Origin of the sequence: Levilactobacillus cerevisiae, assembly GCF_003946245.1 — a bacterium.
In the GTDB taxonomy this organism is placed as follows: Bacteria; Bacillota; Bacilli; order Lactobacillales; family Lactobacillaceae; genus Levilactobacillus; species Levilactobacillus cerevisiae.
The window spans coordinates 25761-42672 of record NZ_RHNN01000013.1 but is presented as its reverse complement, the minus strand read 5'-3'; the positions used below and the strand labels follow the sequence as shown (position 1 = coordinate 42672).

The 16912-nt window shown below is 51.1% G+C and carries 15 protein-coding genes; 2 read left to right on the top strand and 13 right to left on the bottom strand.

Features of this window, described 5'->3' with window-relative positions; all coding sequences use genetic code 11:
• Positions 1–63: 63 nt before the first annotated feature.
• From EKM99_RS07880 to EKM99_RS07855, 6 genes are all read right to left on the bottom strand, one after another.
• Positions 64–999 carry an alpha/beta hydrolase gene (locus tag EKM99_RS07880; RefSeq protein WP_125582558.1) on the bottom strand — a complete coding sequence of 312 codons (936 nt, stop codon included), beginning with the start codon at positions 997–999 and terminating at the stop codon, positions 64–66.
• A 168-nt stretch (positions 1000–1167) separates the two neighbouring features.
• The gene (locus EKM99_RS07875) at positions 1168–1446 is read right to left on the bottom strand and encodes a type II toxin-antitoxin system RelB/DinJ family antitoxin (protein WP_125582556.1); all 279 of its coding nucleotides are present in this window, start codon (positions 1444–1446) and stop codon (positions 1168–1170) included.
• A gap of 233 nt (positions 1447–1679) precedes the next feature.
• Entirely contained in the window at positions 1680–2597 is a 918-nt protein-coding gene (locus EKM99_RS07870; protein ID WP_125582554.1) for an ROK family protein, read from the bottom strand.
• Positions 2581–4056 (bottom strand): 6-phospho-beta-glucosidase, encoded by a 1476-nt coding sequence (locus EKM99_RS07865; protein ID WP_125582552.1) that lies wholly within the window; start codon positions 4054–4056, stop codon positions 2581–2583. The genes EKM99_RS07870 and EKM99_RS07865 overlap by 17 nt, the downstream gene beginning before the upstream one ends.
• 971 nt (positions 4057–5027) lie before the next feature.
• Complete coding sequence (locus EKM99_RS07860) at positions 5028–6185, bottom strand: ROK family transcriptional regulator (RefSeq protein WP_125582550.1); 1158 nt, start codon at positions 6183–6185, stop codon at positions 5028–5030.
• Between the two features lie 21 nt (positions 6186–6206).
• Positions 6207–7616, bottom strand: coding sequence for an MFS transporter (locus EKM99_RS07855; RefSeq protein ID WP_125582548.1), 1410 nt, complete (start codon positions 7614–7616; stop codon positions 6207–6209).
• A gap of 522 nt (positions 7617–8138) precedes the next feature.
• On the opposite strand from EKM99_RS07855, the gene yicI reads away from it, so the two are divergent.
• Entirely contained in the window at positions 8139–10427 is a 2289-nt protein-coding gene (gene yicI, locus EKM99_RS07850) for an alpha-xylosidase (RefSeq protein WP_125582546.1), read from the top strand.
• Positions 10428–11078: 651 nt separating this feature from the next.
• Here yicI and EKM99_RS07845 read toward each other — a convergent pair.
• The 7 genes from EKM99_RS07845 to EKM99_RS07815 all read right to left on the bottom strand — a co-directional run bounded on the left by EKM99_RS07845 (position 11079) and on the right by EKM99_RS07815 (position 16027).
• Positions 11079–11657, bottom strand: coding sequence for a uracil-DNA glycosylase family protein (locus tag EKM99_RS07845; protein WP_125582544.1), 579 nt, complete (start codon positions 11655–11657; stop codon positions 11079–11081).
• Between the two features lie 26 nt (positions 11658–11683).
• A complete protein-coding gene (locus EKM99_RS07840) occupies positions 11684–12250 on the bottom strand; it encodes an ImmA/IrrE family metallo-endopeptidase (RefSeq protein ID WP_164511558.1) in 567 nt (188 codons plus the stop codon).
• Between the two features lie 119 nt (positions 12251–12369).
• The gene (gene ispE / locus EKM99_RS07835; RefSeq protein WP_125582541.1) at positions 12370–13224 is read right to left on the bottom strand and encodes a 4-(cytidine 5'-diphospho)-2-C-methyl-D-erythritol kinase; all 855 of its coding nucleotides are present in this window, start codon (positions 13222–13224) and stop codon (positions 12370–12372) included.
• Between the two features lie 246 nt (positions 13225–13470).
• Positions 13471–13707: a Veg family protein gene (locus EKM99_RS07830; protein ID WP_061777444.1), complete on the bottom strand. Its 237-nt coding sequence runs from the start codon at positions 13705–13707 to the stop codon at positions 13471–13473.
• A 99-nt stretch (positions 13708–13806) separates the two neighbouring features.
• On the bottom strand, positions 13807–14697 hold the full coding sequence (gene rsmA, locus EKM99_RS07825) for a 16S rRNA (adenine(1518)-N(6)/adenine(1519)-N(6))-dimethyltransferase RsmA (protein ID WP_125582539.1): 891 nt from the start codon (positions 14695–14697) through the stop codon (positions 13807–13809).
• Entirely contained in the window at positions 14698–15261 is a 564-nt protein-coding gene (gene rnmV / locus EKM99_RS07820; RefSeq protein ID WP_125582537.1) for a ribonuclease M5, read from the bottom strand.
• The gene (locus EKM99_RS07815) at positions 15248–16027 is read right to left on the bottom strand and encodes a TatD family hydrolase (protein ID WP_125582535.1); all 780 of its coding nucleotides are present in this window, start codon (positions 16025–16027) and stop codon (positions 15248–15250) included. The genes rnmV and EKM99_RS07815 overlap by 14 nt, the downstream gene beginning before the upstream one ends.
• Positions 16028–16631: 604 nt before the next feature.
• Between EKM99_RS07815 and EKM99_RS15795 the strand changes: the two genes are divergently transcribed.
• Positions 16632–16778, top strand: coding sequence for a hypothetical protein (locus EKM99_RS15795; protein ID WP_164511557.1), 147 nt, complete (start codon positions 16632–16634; stop codon positions 16776–16778).
• Positions 16779–16912: the final 134 nt, after the last annotated feature.

Below are 16912 nucleotides of genomic sequence, written 5' to 3'. Positions count from 1 at the left end.
ATTTTGCAAAAAAAAGACGTGAGCCCCCGGCAATCACCGGAAATTCACGTCTCATTTATTTTTTTAATCGACAATGTAAGGGGCTAAGAAATCTGCCACCAATTGATCATACTGCTCAGGATTGTCCTCACGCGTGGCAATGTGCGCCGCCTCGGGGTCCTGATATTTCTGCTTGGGTCCGGCAGCTGCTTGGTATAACAGGTTCAAATTCTCAACCGGCACGGTCTCATCCTTGGTGCCTTGAATCAACAACAGCGGAATCTGGCTCTTCTTCAGCTGTGCGGCGATGTTGCCGTCCGACAGCCGGTAGTCGCCGAAGCGCGAATACTGGTCCGCGATGGCGAGTGTCGGCTGCGTTGGCACGTGAAATTCGTGGCGCATCCGGAAGCTGGCCTCACCCAAGACGGAAGCGTAGCCCGAATCAGCGATGATGGCCTTGACGTTGGCCGGCAAATTTTCCCCCGCCGTCGCCATGACGGTCGCCGCGCCCATCGAAATCCCCAGCATGACAATTTGACTGTCATTGCCGTTTTGCGCGATTACCTGGTTGATCCAGCCCTGATAATCGTGGCGATCCGTCCAGCCGTAACCAATCGTGTGGCCGTCACTCTCGCCGTGCGCCCGGGCGTCTGGCATCAAAACCGCGTAACCCCAGTCGTGAAATACTCGCGCCCAAGGAATCATTTGCTCACGCGCGTGGCCCAGGCCGTGCGCCAGGATAGCGACCTTGGTGGTTGGCTGTTCCGCCGCAATCCAGCTCGCTCGTAAGCACAAGCCATTTTGACTGGTCTGGGTCCATTCGACCGGATTGTGGCGGATGTACCACACGTTGTCGGCCGCCGTATTTTCACTGATGGCCCGCTCTTTGGATTGTTGCCGACTGCGCGCGTATGACCGCGTCGCTGATAAATACAGGCCGGCTGCGGCACCGAGCACACTGACGACCCCCACCGCGGACAGTGCGGCTGCCCCGCCAACGACCTTTTGCCAAGTCTTCATGTCACTACCCCATTTCTATTTAATGTCTACCCCTACTCTACCGAAAAAAATCCGCGGTTGCCACTAATTCACTTGAGAAATCACGGTAATTGCTACCGCGCACCACTACTTTTACCATTCAGGTTACTAAATCATTGACAGTACCGCGAATAGAAAACGTGTGCGGCCCTAGTATTCATCGTCATCATCATATAGGTTGTCCAGCTCAGCTACCGAGTGGACAATCTTTGTGGGTCGGCTTTGACTGGCTCTTCTAACCGCCAAGTCGACCTTTTCTCTCTCAGTGAGGTCTAACCTAAAAGGAATCTCGCCGGTAGTTGCCACTTGTTGGTACAAGGCCGTGATTAAGGTAGTCGGCTTGCTTCCGATCTTCGCCAACACATGATTAACTTCATCAACCAAGTCTGCATCAATGGTCACTTGTACACGCTGTTTCTTTCGAGTCATTTCCGTCACCTCGGCCTCACAATACCCTGCGGCACAGATACTTTCAAGCTATTGGTCTCCATGAAAAGGCGTCCAGGACAAATCCCAGACGCCAATGCTCTATTGCTGAAACGTGCAATCCAAAGGCAACTGGTTCCGCTTTAACCTGATCGCCAAAGAATCCAAGTCCAGAATCATTTGGCAATCAGCCTTAATGTTCGTCAGCTAAGCGCCATTTGTCCCACGCTTACCATCTAAGCCCGCAACCGCACCATCCCCGCTGGTCGTTCATCCCCCGTTTCCAAGTAGAACTGACGCACCGCCCCAATCAGGTTGGCGTCGTTCAGGAACAAGCAGGGTTGAACGTCGGCCGTTAACGCGGCCTGGTGCTGGTGCATGAAGCGCTGGATCCGCTGCTGCAAATCGGCCACAAAGCCCGGCCGCGCCGAGATTCCGCCGCCAATCAGCAGGCGTTGCGGGTTGAAGCCCACGTACAGGTTGTACGCGCCCAGGCTCAGCCAATTCAAGAGGTCGCCAACACACTGTTGCGCGATGGTATCACCGTTGTTGGCCAGGTCAAAGACGTCTTCCGCCGTGAAACGCGTCGGCATTTCCTTCAGGCGCTGGTAGCGTTCGGCCATCCGTACCGGACTACCCAGCTCACTGAACGTTTCGTTCGCCGGGGTCATGACCATGTACCCGAACTCACCGGTAAAATGGTCCTGGCCGGTTAACAGTTGGCCGTTCAACGTTACCGCGCCACCAACCCCCGTCCCGACAATCAGGTAGAGCGCGTCCTGGACGTCCTTGGCATTGCCGCGCCACGACTCGGCTAGCGCGGCACAGTTCGCATCATTTTGAATGGTGACGGGTAGGCCCAACGCCGTTCGCAACGTGGCCTTGATGGGAAAATCATTCAGGTAGTCGACGGCGCTGGTACCAGAAATTTTACCGGCCACCGTGTCAACACCGCCAGGCAAGCTGATGGCAACGCCCGTGAAGGGTAACTCAAAACTGGCCTTTAACGCGGTCAATTTTGCCAAGAGCTCGGGCCAGGTAGCGGGCGTGTCGAACCGATTTTTCCGGCCCAACTGATCATTCAGCCACACCCCATACTTAACGGTGGTCCCGCCAATATCAATCACTAAGAGCGGTTCAGACTTGACTGGCATCTTGGTCACCCACCGTCTTGTTGAGATCCGCGCCGTTGGTTGCGATGACGCGTTGGTACCAATAGAAGGAATCCTTGCGGTAACGGGCGAGACTGCCACTGCCGTCGTCGTTACGGTCGACGTAAATGAAGCCGTAGCGTTTCGACAACTGGCCAGTGCTGGCGGAAACGATGTCGATGGCGCTCCACGGGGTGTACCCCATGACGTCCACGCCGTCTTCTGTCATCGCCAGTTCCATCTGTTCAATGTGATCGTGCAGGTAGTCAATCCGGTATTGGTCGTGAACTTCGTGATCCGCCGTCAACTCGTCGATGGCGCCGATCCCATTTTCCACGATAAATAGTGGCAAGTGATACCGGTCGTTCATCCAGTTCAAGGCGTAGCGCAGGCCTTGGGGGTCCACTTGCCAGCCCCAGTCGGAACGCGGCACGAATTTGTTGGTGACCAAATCATTGGCTTCGTTGTAAGAAAATTGGTCGTCCTCGTGATCGGTCGCTTGGGTGGCGAAGGACATGTAGTAGCTGAAGCCCAGGTAGTCGACGGTCCCCTGCTTCAGGTTCGCCAGGTCGGCCGCGGTGATGTCTAAATCAAAGCCCTTGGTCTGGAAATACTGCGTCAGCCAAGTTGGGTACTGGCCTTCAACCTGCACGTCGGAGAACCAGAAGCGTGCCTGCATGGCCCGTTGCGCTTTGAAGACGTCGCGGGGCTTGTCGCTGGCCGGATAGACTGGTGAGAAGGCCACCATTGCCCCAATTTGGAAATCAGGGTTGATGCTGTGGCCAATCTGCACCGCGAGTGAGCTGGCAACGACCTCGTAGTGGGCGGCTTGATACATCACGGCCTCGGCGTCCTCACCCGGTTGCGCTTGAATCCCAGAGTTGGTGAACAGCGTGAAGGCGCGGTCATAATTAGTCTGATTATTAATTTCATTAAACGTCAACCAGTACTTGACCTTGTCCTGGTAACGGGTGAACACGGCGCGAGCGAACCGCGTGAAGAATTCAATGGTTTTGCGGCTGCGGAACCCGCCGTATTCGGTGACCAAGTGGTAAGGCATTTCAAAATGAGACAGGGTCACCACCGGTTCAATCCCATACTTCCGGCATTCATCAAAGAGGCGGTCGTAAAATTTCAGACCTTCCTCGTTCGGTTCCAACTCATCACCCTGCGGAAAAATCCGAGACCAGGCGATCGACGTCCGGAAGCTCTTAAAGCCCATTTCGGCAAATAACTTCACGTCCTCGGGGTAGCGGTGGTAGAAGTCCACGGCCTCGTGGTTCGGGTAAAACTCCCCGTCCTGAACGCCATCCGTGATGCGGCGTTCGTCGTAGTTGCCGGCCGCGGTCATGACATCGGCCACGCTCAGGCCTTTGCCACCGACGTTGTAGGCGCCTTCAACTTGGTGGGCAGCAACGGCGCCGCCCCAAAGGAATCCTGCTGGTAAACTCTTTTTCGTCAAAATAATTTCCTCCTTGATGTTCTTTCTTTTTACGATAGTTACATTGTCGTTAATTGCCGCCTTACCGGGCGGGGAAAATGGTTCATATCTCTTAGGCTGGTTCAAAGCCCACGGAAATTTTTCCACGGCTTCGTGGTCGGGTAAATTGGTCGGTGCCCTGGAATTGTTACGCTAATCAGCTTTTCCGTGGCGACTTCAGTGTTCCCTGCTGTGGGGCCCGGCTCCAGCCAAAGAGCGGTCTTCCGCCTCGCCTTTAAGCCTGGAAGACCACCAGTCTCAAAGGTCGTCCCATGCTCTAAGCTGAGAAAAATTCACTCAGCTAAGACCATCGACACAGCTGGGAACCTTGACCCGCCTCTGGTCGTTCACGTTGGTTAACTCACGATTCGCCTGGATGAATTTGAACAACTAGAATCATTTTTCCCTGACCTCTCAGCTACGATGGTTCATATCTCTTAGATTAGTGCAAAGCCCACGGAAAATTTTCCACGCTTCGTGGACGGTTTAATTGCTCGGCCACCGGGAATTATTGCACCAACTCACTCTCCAACCCCGTCTAGTTTCGCCCGTAACTTTTGAGATCAATCTACTGGACCAAACCACATCCATGGTTAGCCACCACAAAATTGATTTGCTGGATCCAAACCAACAGAATAGCAGGACCACAACCAAGAGCCGGAGGCAGCTGGGTACGTAGCCAGCTGTGGCGGTGATGTTAGACCGGGCGAATTTTCCCGGCCTTACATCACGGGATGACCTTGGAGACTCGCGCACTTCAGCGAGGCTTCAAGGCAAGGCGGAGGACCGCCCCCTCAGGCCGCAGCCGGTCCCCACAGCAGGCGAAGTACCCAGAGGCCGCAGGCGTCAAAGTTTACACAATCCAACGCACTAAACCAAACCAATACAGAATCAAAAGCGTGGCCCAACAAACTCAAGAACTGAGCTGCTGGGCCACGCTAGAGGGTGCTTTGCTAATGGTGAAAAATCAGCCGCGTTCCAGGCATCGACAGCACCTTGTGAATGGCCAACGAAGCGCCGCCCAATAAGGTGGCATACTTCACATCTTTGGACATCACCAGTGGCGGTACCAATGGCATAAAGCCCAATTTCATCTGAATATTCTTTAAAATTTCTGGCAACTGATCAACCAGAGGTGAGTTGAAGAAAATCATCTGTGGATCGTAGGCGACAATCAAGTCGCTGGTCACGATTGCCAGGTGGTAGCACAGCTCCTCAACCAACTCGGAAATTTCCGGGTCATGCTGATTCACTGCGGCGACCAATTCGCTCAACGTGTAATCATCAACGTCCTTAATCAGGGCCGCCTTCCGCAACACCGCTGCCTCCGACCATTCGCTATCGAAGCTGGGCAGCTGGGCTAAGCGCTGGCGTTTCCGCCCCGTTCCCTGAATCATGATCTGGCCAATTTCACCAGCACGGCCATAGTTGCCGCGGTAGAGCTGCTTATTCAACAGGATGCCGGCACCAATGCCCTCATGAATGCTGATGGACACGATGCTTTGCAGTTCCTGCTTACTAAAGTCTTGCTCAAAGACGGCGGACAGATTGGCTTCATTTTCCATGACGATGGGCACGTGGTAGCGGCGCTCAAAGTAGCCGACCAGGTTGAAATCAGCGAAGTCCACGAAGGGCGACGTGACGATTTCATTTTCGTAAACGACCCCGAAGATGGCGATGGAGATGGCCTGTAGCCCATTTTCCGTTTTGAAATTGGGCAACTGCGCAATCATATCTTCCATCTTGGCGACGATTTCTTTCACTGCAAGCTTACCAATGGGACTTTCGCTGTATTCCAGGGCGCGACCATCCAGCTGGGTCACTAGCATTTCCAAAGTTTTCCCGGAAATGCTGAAGTTGATGGTGTAGCCGTACGTCGCGTTGAAAGCAATCAGCGCGGCCCGACGACCACTTCCCGGATTGGTGGTGGTCTCGCCCTGGCTCAAGACTAATTTGCGGTCGCTAAGTGTGCCCACAATATCTGAAACGGTCACCTTATTTAACCCCAACAAATTTGAAATGGCTGTTCGCGAAATGGGTCCGTGATTCACGATGGCCTGTAGAACCGACCGCTCATTGTGATCACGCATCACGTCCTTGTTAATAATCATGCAGTTCACTCACTTTATCGTTTATTTAGCGTCTTCAGCATCTTCTGCATTTTCACGGGCATGCTTTTCAGCCAAGTCGCTCTGCATCTTCTTTTCGATACCGTCAACGTGGTAGAACATCAAAGCAATTCCAGAAAGTGCGAAGCCTAACAGTGGGACCCAAATGTAGTTCAATTCGATCCCGTGTAAGGCGCCAGCGCTTTGGGTATGGTTGGCAACGTAGCCAGTCCCAGTCAAAATCCAACCGGTGATGACCCCACCAATCCCCATACCTAATTTAGCACTAAAACTGGAGAATGAGGTAACAATTCCTTCGGCACGCACACCATTCTTCCATTCACCATAGTCAACGGCGTCGGCTAACATAACGGCGATCAGGCCAGAAACGTAACCAGTCCCTAAGTAACCGACAATGGTAGCGAAGATAATCATTGGCACGCTCAAGCTGTTAGCACCCAAGCTCAAGAGTAATTGGCCAACAACGGCGAGAATCATCCCACCGAGCATGGTGTTTCGCTTACCGATACGCTTGGAAGTCCATGGCGTCAAGACAACGGCAACCAAGGCAACCATTTGTAAACTCAAGACGAATGAAGCTAACGTTGCGTCATGCATGTTGTATTTGAAGAAGTAAACAGTAACTTGTGACCGGGTTTGCATCCCCATCCAGTAGATGAAGTTAATGAAGATGATGATTGCCCAAGGCCAGTTACGCTTCAAAGCTTTCAAGGATTCCTTGATTGGAATGGATTGACGAGAGCTCTTCGTTTGAACCCGTTCAGTCGTATTCTTGAACACAAAACCGAAAATGATCACAACGATGATCCCAACAATCAAGGCCCAGATGAACCAGCCACGGGCGCTGGTTGTGGAGCCGTGACCGAAGAAGGCAACCATGGTCAACGTGATCCCAGTAATAATGGTGGCACCAGCAGTTCCCATGAATTGACGAATCGTGGACAACGTTACCCGTTCTTGGGGGTTGCTAGTCAATGATGGCAAGATAGAAGTAATTGGAATGTTAACGGCTGAGTACAGCACGTCGACCCCAATGTAGGTCACGTAAGCCCAAACTAATTTACCAGTTAAGCTCATGCTTGGTGTGGTGAAGACCAACACACAGAACACGGCAAATGGAATCGAGAACCATAACCAGTACGGCCGGCTCTTCCCCCACTTAGTATGTGTATGGTCAATCATGATTCCCCAGAATGGGCCGTCGAACGCATCAACAATCCGTGCGGCCAGGAACAAAGTCCCAACGGCAGCGGCACTCAAACCAAATGTATCCGTGTAAAAAATCATTAAGTACGTCCCAACCATTTGGAAGGACAGGTTGCAGGCGAAGTCACTAAAGCTATAAGCAATACGTTCGTTCCATGGCACCATGTTCTTCATGGCAGTCACTGCTTTAGGAGCATTTTCACTCATATTAAACACCTCTATAATTTATAAACCCAAATTATGAAACCTGAATCATAGCTGAATCGTCGACGTTCAAGAAAATTCAATTTTCAAAACATAGCATACTGTAACCGCTTCCAGTTGTCAATAAGCAATTTAGGGCCGCAACCACTTATTCTCAGTCGTTTCGCTATCTCTGAATTGGCTCAAGACTATCGCACGGTCTTTTCCGCCAGAGATTGTGCAAAAACGGTACCGAAAAACTTAATTTTCTTAAGTTTTCGCTGGCAATCTGAATCGGCTGAAATCTGCGTCAGCCTGCGGTTATCCGCTGATTAAGTTGTGCAACCGGTTGTCCTGAAATCGTCAGCTTTTCTTTCTATAAATGACAGACCCGCTTTCGCCAATTTCCAAATTGGTCTCCTGCTGTGAATCGATTTTTTTCGGGAAATTCTTTGTGAAAGCGTTGACATTTTCTGAATATCAACGTACACTGTGGTTGTCGATTAAGAAATTCAATTTTCAAAAAAATCTAAGAGGTGTTTATCCATGAAGTTTACGAATGGCTACTGGTTAGACCGGCCACAATACCAGATTGAATCACCACGTGAAGCTTTCGATTATAAGCAGACGGACAAGCAATTGACGCTGTACGCCCCATTCAAGTTCATCAATGAACGCGGCGACGAACTAAACTTAGGTATGAGTACGATTAACCTGACTTCCCCAGTTGAAGGCGTGATTGGCGTTAAGCTGACCCACTTCGACCAGGATACGAAGGGTCCTTCTTACCACATTGATAACCAAAATCCTGACGTGGCTATTACCACGGGCGATGACGAATTAACCTTCAAGTCAGGCGACTTAACTGCCCGGATTCCATTTAAGACGGCCTTCCAATTAGACTTCTTACATGGTGACCACCTGTTGACCCAATCTTTGGACAAGGCCCAAGGCGTGATTCACGACAAGGACACGAACAAAGACTACATGCGTGAACAACTGAACGTTGGCGTGGACGACAAGGTTTACGGCCTCGGCGAACGCTTCGGTAACTTCATTAAGAACGGCCAAGAAGTTCGCATTGATAACCAAGATGGTGGGACTGCTTCCGAACAATCTTACAAGAACATCCCCTTCTACTTAACGGATGCCGGCTACGGGGTCTTCGTGGACCAACCACAACCCGTTGACTTTGAAATTACGTCCGAAAACGTTGACCGGGTTCAATTTAGCACTGAGGGTCAATCCTTACAGTACTACGTGATCTACGGCCCAACGCCTCAAGAAATCTTGCACCGTTACACCCAATTGACGGGTCAGATGCAATTGCCACCAGCATGGTCATTCGGCCTCTGGTTGACGACTTCCTTCACCACTGATTACAGTGAAGAAACCGTTATGAAGTTCATTGACGGCATGAAGGATCACGAAATTCCTTTGGATGTCTTCCATTTTGACTGCTTCTGGCAAAAGGGCTTTGAATGGTCCAACATGGAATGGGATCGCGACGAATTCCCAGACCCTGAAGGCTTGATCAAGAAGATTCATGACCGTGGTATCAAGGTCTGTGTCTGGATCAACCCGTACATCGCCCAAAAAGGGAAGATGTTTGAAGAAGGCAAGAAGAACGGCTACTTCGTCAAGCGCGAAGATGGCAATATCTGGCAATGGGACCTGTGGCAAGCCGGCAATGCATTCGTCGACTTCACCAACCCTGACGCCGTTAAATGGTACAAGAGCAAGCTCCAAGCCCTGCTTGACATGGGTGTGGATTGCTTCAAGACCGACTTTGGTGAACGGATTCCCGTTGACGACGCTGTCTTCTTTGACGGCTCCGATCCAAAACGCGAACACAACTACTACACCCTGCAATACAACGAAGCTGTCTTTGACACGATCGCTGAAGCTAAGGGTGCCGATGAAGCCGTTGTCTTCGCCCGTTCCGCAACTGTCGGTTCACAAAAGTTCCCTGTTCACTGGGGTGGCGACGCACTGTCAACCTTCAAGAACATGGCTGACACCTTACATGGTGGGCTCTCCTTCCTGAGTTCTGGTTTCGCTTTCTGGAGCCATGATATTGGTGGGTTCGAAGATGGTCCAGATACGCCAACTGCTGACCTTTACAAGCGGTGGACCCAATTTGGTCTGTTGTCTTCTCACAGTCGTTACCATGGTAGCAACGTTTACCGTGTGCCATGGAACTTCGATGACGAAGCTGTGGACAACACCCGGAAGTTCGTTAACCTGAAGTTGTCCCTGATGCCTTACCTGTACACCCAAGCTGCCCACAACACAGCTTACGGTAACCCACTGATGCGGCCAATGTGGTTCGACTTTATGAGCGACCTCACCACCCACACCCTGGACAACCAGTACATGCTGGGGAGTCAAATCTTAGTTGCCCCCGTCTTCAACCACGAAGGCCACGTCAACCTCTACCTGCCAGCCGGCAAGTGGACTAGTATCATTGACGACAGTGAAGTCTACGACGTGCAAGATGGCAAATGGTTCAGCAAGGACTACAGTGAGTTAGCCCTCCCTGTTCTGGCCAAGGACAACACAATTCTGTTGCGGAATCCTAAGGCTGTCCACGCCGACTACGACTTCACCAAGGACCTCGACATCAACCTGTACGACATGCACGAAGGCACCACGTCCGTAGCAGTCGTTGATCAAAAAGGGAAAGATGCTGGTAAGGTCACGGTTGACCGTCACGGCAACGAACTGAAGGTTACGACTACCGGCTTGTCTGGTTCTGCGACCGTTCTGGTTCATGAAAATGGCCAAGTAACGAAGGCTGCCTTAGCTGGCGACTCAGTTACGGTTACCCTGTAAGTTCTGCATTTAACCTGATATCTTAAAAAGTCTCCATGCCACTAGCGACCCGCGAGTCGTTGGTAGTATGGGGACTTTTTGTTTGGAAAGAGTGCGACAAAAGGCGGTTAGCTGGCGAGCATTAAGGCGGATAGCCGGATAATCCCGGGCTTGGATTGTTCGGCTATCCGTTTTAAGCGGAGTCAGCTGCCTTTGGTCACACGTTTCGACAATGTAAATTGGGTGCTGGGTGCTTCATTCCGGCTGCTATGGGGACCGCCTGCGGCCTGAGGGGCGGTCCTCCGGCTCGGTTTGAAGCCTGTCCAAAAACGACAGTCTCCAAACGCGTCCCACGGTGTAAGCTGGTTCCCAGCTAACACCGTCGACACAGCTGCCTCCACCTCTGGCCTCCTCCGGTTTTGATTGTGCTTAATCACTACGTTACCGTAGACCGTGTTTGTGACGACTGCAACTGACTACCTTTACTAGAAATTCTCTACTGGATCATCTTCATCATGATTGTAATATGCTAAAGTGATGTAATTGGCCGCAGAGTTTCTTTAAGACTATCCGTTGTTTGGCAAACAAAAAGTCGTCACCAACTATCGCTGAAGATAACTGGTGACGACTTTTCAGGGCGACAGGTAATTACCTGCGACTAGCCTGCTTTTTTTAAAGAATAATTTTTCCCACCTGAGCCTGTAACTCAGGAACAACTGTCGTTTCAAACCACGGATGTTGATGCATCCAGCCGTAATTGAGCGGTGAGGGGTGGACCAACGGGAAGTAGTCCGGCAGATAATCGGCATAGTGCGCAACCGTGGCCGTCAACGTTTTCTCCCGTTTGGGCAGGTAAGCCTTTTGCGCGTACTGTCCGATCAGTAATGTCAGCTTGATTTTAGGCATCAACGCCAACAACGATGGGTGCCACTTTTCCGCAAAGCCCTTTCGCGGCGGTAAGTCCCCACCGTGAGCGTGCTTGCCTGGATAGTAAAAGTCCAAGGGCATCACGGCCAGCTTGCCAGAATTGTAAAACTGATCCTTGGTGACGCCCATCCAGTCCCGCAGTCGGTTTCCACTGGGATCATCCCAAAACGTCATCGACGCTTGTGCCTGCCGACTGGGCGCCTGACTGACCAGCAGGATTTCCGCGTTGGGGTCAATGTGGTACAGCGGTAACATCCCCTGTTGGGTAAAGGCCTGGTTGGCCGGATCGGCTTGAATGGCTTGGAAAATCTCGTCTGCATTCATGGCTTATCACTCCTAATAATTCACTACTATTGTTGATTTACAAAAATTCTTACATTTTGAAATCTATATTTAACCATCTTTCTAGACAGAACAAGTTCTTCTGAAATCGTGTCCGTAATCATGCTAACTTGTTGTGCTGTTAGTCCCGCGGCATCAAATTGATTCTTCCTAATTATCCCACTCGCCAATTTTACCAAGAGTATCCGGGGCATGAGCAGTGTTTCAGCGAAAGTATTAGCCGTCATTTCACGACTTTTCTCTAGCACCTTTTGATACGACGCCAAATAATTCGGACGACAAACTAAGTTATGGTGACCAAATAATTCATGACCAATTTCATGGGCAATGGTAAATCTATTCTTAGTTTCAGAAACTCTTTGATTTACATGTACGTTCCCATTACACCAACTGTCTGTTCCAGAATTATGCTCTGAGAGAGAATCATAAATAATACCCATACCAATTAGCTTACTAATCTTTCTTAAATCAATGTATGGTGAATCAGAAAGAGCTGACATTTCACTGAACTGATTTGCTTGATTACCAAACTGCCGAATAAAAGACTTAGAATATATTTTCTTAAACTTCAACATCAGCTTCACCCTCTTAGCTCCAAACATACCACACAGGTTCAGTTGAGCCTAAAAAACATAAGCTATACTAAACTTGGGACAATCTAATGTTTGACCGCATAGCTCATGGTGAAAAAGGTCTACGGTAACGGTCGTACCAAATACACTTCCCGACAGAAGCCCTTCATGCCGTTAAATACCCGTTGTGCCCGCGATTGCTTGCTGCACAGGCCAAAAACGGTGGGGCCCGTGCCACTCATTTGCGCGGCATCGGCACCAAACTTCATCATTTGTTGCTTGAGTTGGGTGATCTCTGGATACCGGTGAGCCGTTAGTGGCTCTAACGCGTTGCCCATCACGGCACACATCCCGTCGATGTCTTGTTCCCGGACGGCGCGTAAAAGCGCTTCAATATTGGGGTGTTCCAAATGATCATAATGAATCTGTTGAAGGATGGTGGGCGTCGAAACACTCACCTTGGGCTTTGCCAAAACGACCCAGGCCGCCGGTAATTTGGACAGTGGCGTAATCCGTTCTCCCCGTCCCCGGACGTGTGCCGTGCGACCATAGACACAATACGGCACGTCAGAGTCAATCTGCAGCCCCAATTCGGCGAGTTCCTGCCAACTGAGGTCAAGACCCCACGCTTGATTCAAGCCGCGCAGAACGGCCGCTGCGTCCGATGAGCCCCCACCTAAACCGGCGGCCACCGGTATGTTTTTCTTGATGCGAATGTTGACGCCCTCATCAATGTGGTATTTCGTCTGTAACAAATGGGCCGCTTGAAAAGCCAGATTCCGCTGATCGTTGGGTAAAAAACCGCTATCCGAGGCGACCCGGATGCGTTTGTGTTTGGTTAACGTTTGGATTTCGACATAATCCGCCAAGTCCACGGACGTCATGACCATGTTCCACTCCTCCGCGCCATCCTGATGATGGTACGGGGTATCAAGGCCGAGGTTGATCTTCGCTGGCGCCTTTTCAATCAGTTGCATGAGCTCACCTGAATTCTACTGGGTAGGTTGCCTACCGTTCTCGTAATTCTAATTAAGCCCATTATACTATGGTTTCAACCAAAATAAAAAGAGTGTGTGACAAAAGAAGGTCACTTGGCGAACATTTACATCAATAACCCAATAATCCCCTGTTTGGGTGCCAGGTATTTCAGGAAAAAAATACGTGATTAGCCCTCACCCACGAAAAAATGGCCAAAATAAAAAGGCCTCAGTAGGCCCAATTATTTATTCATCAAAGTCGACTTCGATGTTTTTAGTTAAAATATCGGTATAACTGTATGAAACCCGTTCGAACGAATTTTCGTTTTGGTCTAAATCCACCACGAAAACGGCTGGATAGGTTTCCCGAAGAATTCCATGCCGCTCTGTCGTTTTCTTACGACCGGCCTGGGCAATCACCATCAACTTTTCGCCGATACGATCGTCCAGTTTGTTCTTAATGTTCGCTAAACTTGTTGGCATGCACTTCACCTCTGTGAAACAATTATAGCACCGTTTCACAAGAATTGCAAATTATACCACAACAGCTAACAAACCGCAAGAATCCTCAATTGGTAAGGGTTACATAAGTCCTTCATTGTGGAAAGCGTTGGTTAATTCGATGAAATTTATCAAGGTCAGCCGTTCTGGCCGTAGTTGTCGCGAAATTTTCGTTTGATTTAAGACGGATTCAATTCGTTCGCGAACTTCCGGTTGCTTGCCGAAGATACCTTGTAAATTGTTCCACAAGGATTTCCGCCGGTGCGCAAAGCATCCCTTAACAAAACTAAACAAGGCCTTGTCTTCGTACGGATTGACTGGCAACGGTTCGCGCGGCGTTAAGCGTAAAATTGCGGAATCCACGTTGGGTTGGGGAATGAAGGCCGTCCGCGGAACGTCAAACGCAATTTCCACGTGGGCCCGGTACTGCATGACCACGGACAAGGAACCGTACGCCTTACTGCCAGGCGATGCCACCATCCGATCGGCCACTTCTGCCTGCATCATAACCACGATAGCGTCGAAGTCCACGGTGCTCTGTAGCACGGCCATCAGAATCGGTGTTGTGATGTAGTATGGCAAGTTGGCCACCAATTTTAGCGGATGACCGGGTTCGAACTCATCTTTGACGACCTCGGGCAGGTTCACCTTTAAGATGTCTTCATTGATGATCTTAACGTTATTGTAATCAAGCAAGGTCTCATCGAGCACAGGGAGGAGGTTTTCGTCAATTTCAAACGCGACAACCTTGTGCGCCCGCTTGGCAAGTTGCTCGGTCAACGCGCCAATCCCAGGGCCAATTTCAATCACGTTATCCTGTTCAGTCACATCCCCAGCCGCAACGATATTTCGTAATATATTAAGATCGGACAAGAAGTTCTGCCCCAGACTCTTCTTCGCTACCAAATGATACCGATTCAGAATCGCCTTAGTCCGTGCTGGTGAACCAATTTCGGGTACTGCATTCTTCATTTAATCATTCTCCTTTGCCCGTACTTGCTTGAGAGCGGCCGCAAAATCAGCCGGTTGAATGCCAAACATACGTAGGCGTTTCTCAAGTTGTTTCCCGTTGACGTAGCCAATCTGTAACAACTCGCCTAACTGTTCCCGGCGTTCCTTGGCCCCAGCCCCACCAATCAGCCCAGCGGCCAACAGGTCTTCGTGGGTAATCAAGGTCGGTGCCGCGGTCGTTTCCGTGTACACGTGATTCAGTGCGGCCCGAATGGCTTCCGGACTGGCATGCTCCACGCCGAGGGACCCGCCAGCCTTGTCCGGACGGCCCTCCTTCTTGGGAAGAAAGGCGTGTTTGGCGTTGGGCACGGCTTCGGCCACGATCTTACGAATCTTTTCTCCGGAAAAATCAGGATCGGTGAAGATAATGATTCCCCGCTGATCCGCTAATTTCTCAATCAAGGCCAGGGTATCGTCATCAATCGCTGACCCCCGCGTCTCAATGGTATCGGCGTTGACCGCACGATTGATCTGTTTGGTATCGTCTTTGCCCTCAACAACGAGGACCTCTTTAATCTTTTTCATTAATTTTGTAAAACTCCTCTGCGTTCTTAAAGGTCGCGGCCGCAATTTCTTCCGGCGTGGTCTCGCGCTCCTTGGCAATGGCTTCGACCGTATAACGGGTAAAGCCCGGTTCGTTCTGCTCGCCCCGATGTGGTTCCGGCGTCAGGTACGGCGCATCCGTTTCCACCATCATCACGTCCAGTGGCGTCGCGCGAACAGCATCGTGGACCTCGTGAGCGTTCTTAAAGCTCGCAACGCCAGAATACGAAATATGCATCCCTAAGTCAAGGAACTTCTTCAACCATTCGGGATCACCATTGAAGCTATGCATGACGCCACCAATCTCACTGATGTCGGCATCCTTGATGATTTGATAGGTGTCTTCAAAGGCATCACGATTGTGGACGGCAATGGGCTTGCCGACCTCTTTGGCAATCGCAATTTGCCGGGCAAAGACCTTGCGTTGCACGTCCTTGGGCGACGTATCCCAGTGATAATCCAACCCAATTTCACCTAACGCAACGACCCGGTCGTCCGCCAATTGCTCCTCCAACAGCTTTTCAGCCGCGGCATCGTAGTTTTTAGAATCTTCCGGGTGCCAGCCAACGGCCGCGTACAGCTGCGGATACTGGTGGGCCAATTTGATGGCGTCGGCGTTCAGCTGCGTGTTGGAGCCGATATTGGTCATTTTGACCACACCCAAGTCAGCCGCTCGCTTGAGGTAGCCGGGCACGTCGTTGATGAATTCTTCACTGTTCAAATGCGTATGCGAATCAAAGATTTTCATCGTGAGTCTCCTTTTTATTATCTGTTGTCTTAGTGATGGGGTTGCGGTGGTTTGCCGCCTGCGGCTGCTAGGGTTACGCCTGCTGTGGGGCCGGTTCCAGCCTAAGGAGCGGGCTGCCACCTCGACTTGAAGCCGCGCCAAACCCGCGCGTCTCCAAGGTCGTCCCGCGCTGTAAGGCCGAGCAGAACACTCGGTCTAACACCGCCGACACAGCTGGCTCCACCCTAGCCTCCTCCGGCTCTTGACGGTGACTCTCTGGCAACGTGGGGGTGGGGACGCACGCTGAAACGTGTTACTGCGCCGCTTGTTGGCCACATAACAGGAAGTGAATCATCCCACCCACACAGTAGGCCTCGCAACGACAAAACGTGACCGGCGTCTCATCGATCCGCCGCCCACGTTTTGTCGTTATGGTTTTATTTAATTGATTTGTGCCTGGACCGTCTGCTGACCGTGGAATACATAATCCACAGTAGCAGCCCAGCCAGTATCACGGTCTAAACCCGTGTCAGCCGCAGGGATGGTGAAAATGGGCCAAGCCGTGGGAGTTCTCTTAGCAGCGTTCTTGGCTGGTTAGAGAACTGGTGCCTTTGAAACTCGTACTGTGAGATTCAAAGCAAGTCTGAAGACCGTTCTTCGGCTTCAGACGGCCGCCCACAGCGTTCCGGTCCCATTTTTCACCATCCCGGAGGCGGAGTTCAACACGGGCCAAGCCGTGGGAGTTCTCTTAGCAGCGTTCTTAGCTGGTTAGAGAACTGGTGCCTTTGAACCTCGCACAGCGAGGTTCAAAGCAAGTCTGAAGACCGCCCTTCGGCTTCAGACGGCCGCCCACAGCGTTCCGGTCCCATTTTTCACCATCCCGGAGGCGCGGTTGACCACCAGTTT

Excerpts from the sequence above, each read along its gene's own strand:
- EKM99_RS07855 (WP_125582548.1), bottom strand. The coding sequence starts at position 7,616 with ATGAGTGAAAATGCTCCTAAAGCAGTGACTGCCATGAAGAACATGGTG.
- EKM99_RS07840 (WP_164511558.1), bottom strand. The coding sequence starts at position 12,250 with ATGTTGAAGTTTAAGAAAATATATTCTAAGTCTTTTATTCGGCAGTTT.
- EKM99_RS07870 (WP_125582554.1), bottom strand. The coding sequence starts at position 2,597 with ATGCCAGTCAAGTCTGAACCGCTCTTAGTGATTGATATTGGCGGGACC.
- EKM99_RS07830 (WP_061777444.1), bottom strand. The coding sequence starts at position 13,707 with ATGCCAACAAGTTTAGCGAACATTAAGAACAAACTGGACGATCGTATC.
- EKM99_RS07860 (WP_125582550.1), bottom strand. The coding sequence starts at position 6,185 with ATGATTATTAACAAGGACGTGATGCGTGATCACAATGAGCGGTCGGTT.
- rnmV (WP_125582537.1), bottom strand. The coding sequence starts at position 15,261 with ATGAAAAAGATTAAAGAGGTCCTCGTTGTTGAGGGCAAAGACGATACC.
- EKM99_RS07815 (WP_125582535.1), bottom strand. The coding sequence starts at position 16,027 with ATGAAAATCTTTGATTCGCATACGCATTTGAACAGTGAAGAATTCATC.
- EKM99_RS07880 (WP_125582558.1), bottom strand. The coding sequence starts at position 999 with ATGAAGACTTGGCAAAAGGTCGTTGGCGGGGCAGCCGCACTGTCCGCG.
- rsmA (WP_125582539.1), bottom strand. The coding sequence starts at position 14,697 with ATGAAGAATGCAGTACCCGAAATTGGTTCACCAGCACGGACTAAGGCG.
- yicI (WP_125582546.1), top strand. The coding sequence starts at position 8,139 with ATGAAGTTTACGAATGGCTACTGGTTAGACCGGCCACAATACCAGATT.
- ispE (WP_125582541.1), bottom strand. The coding sequence starts at position 13,224 with ATGCAACTGATTGAAAAGGCGCCAGCGAAGATCAACCTCGGCCTTGAT.
- EKM99_RS07875 (WP_125582556.1), bottom strand. The coding sequence starts at position 1,446 with ATGACTCGAAAGAAACAGCGTGTACAAGTGACCATTGATGCAGACTTG.
- EKM99_RS07845 (WP_125582544.1), bottom strand. The coding sequence starts at position 11,657 with ATGAATGCAGACGAGATTTTCCAAGCCATTCAAGCCGATCCGGCCAAC.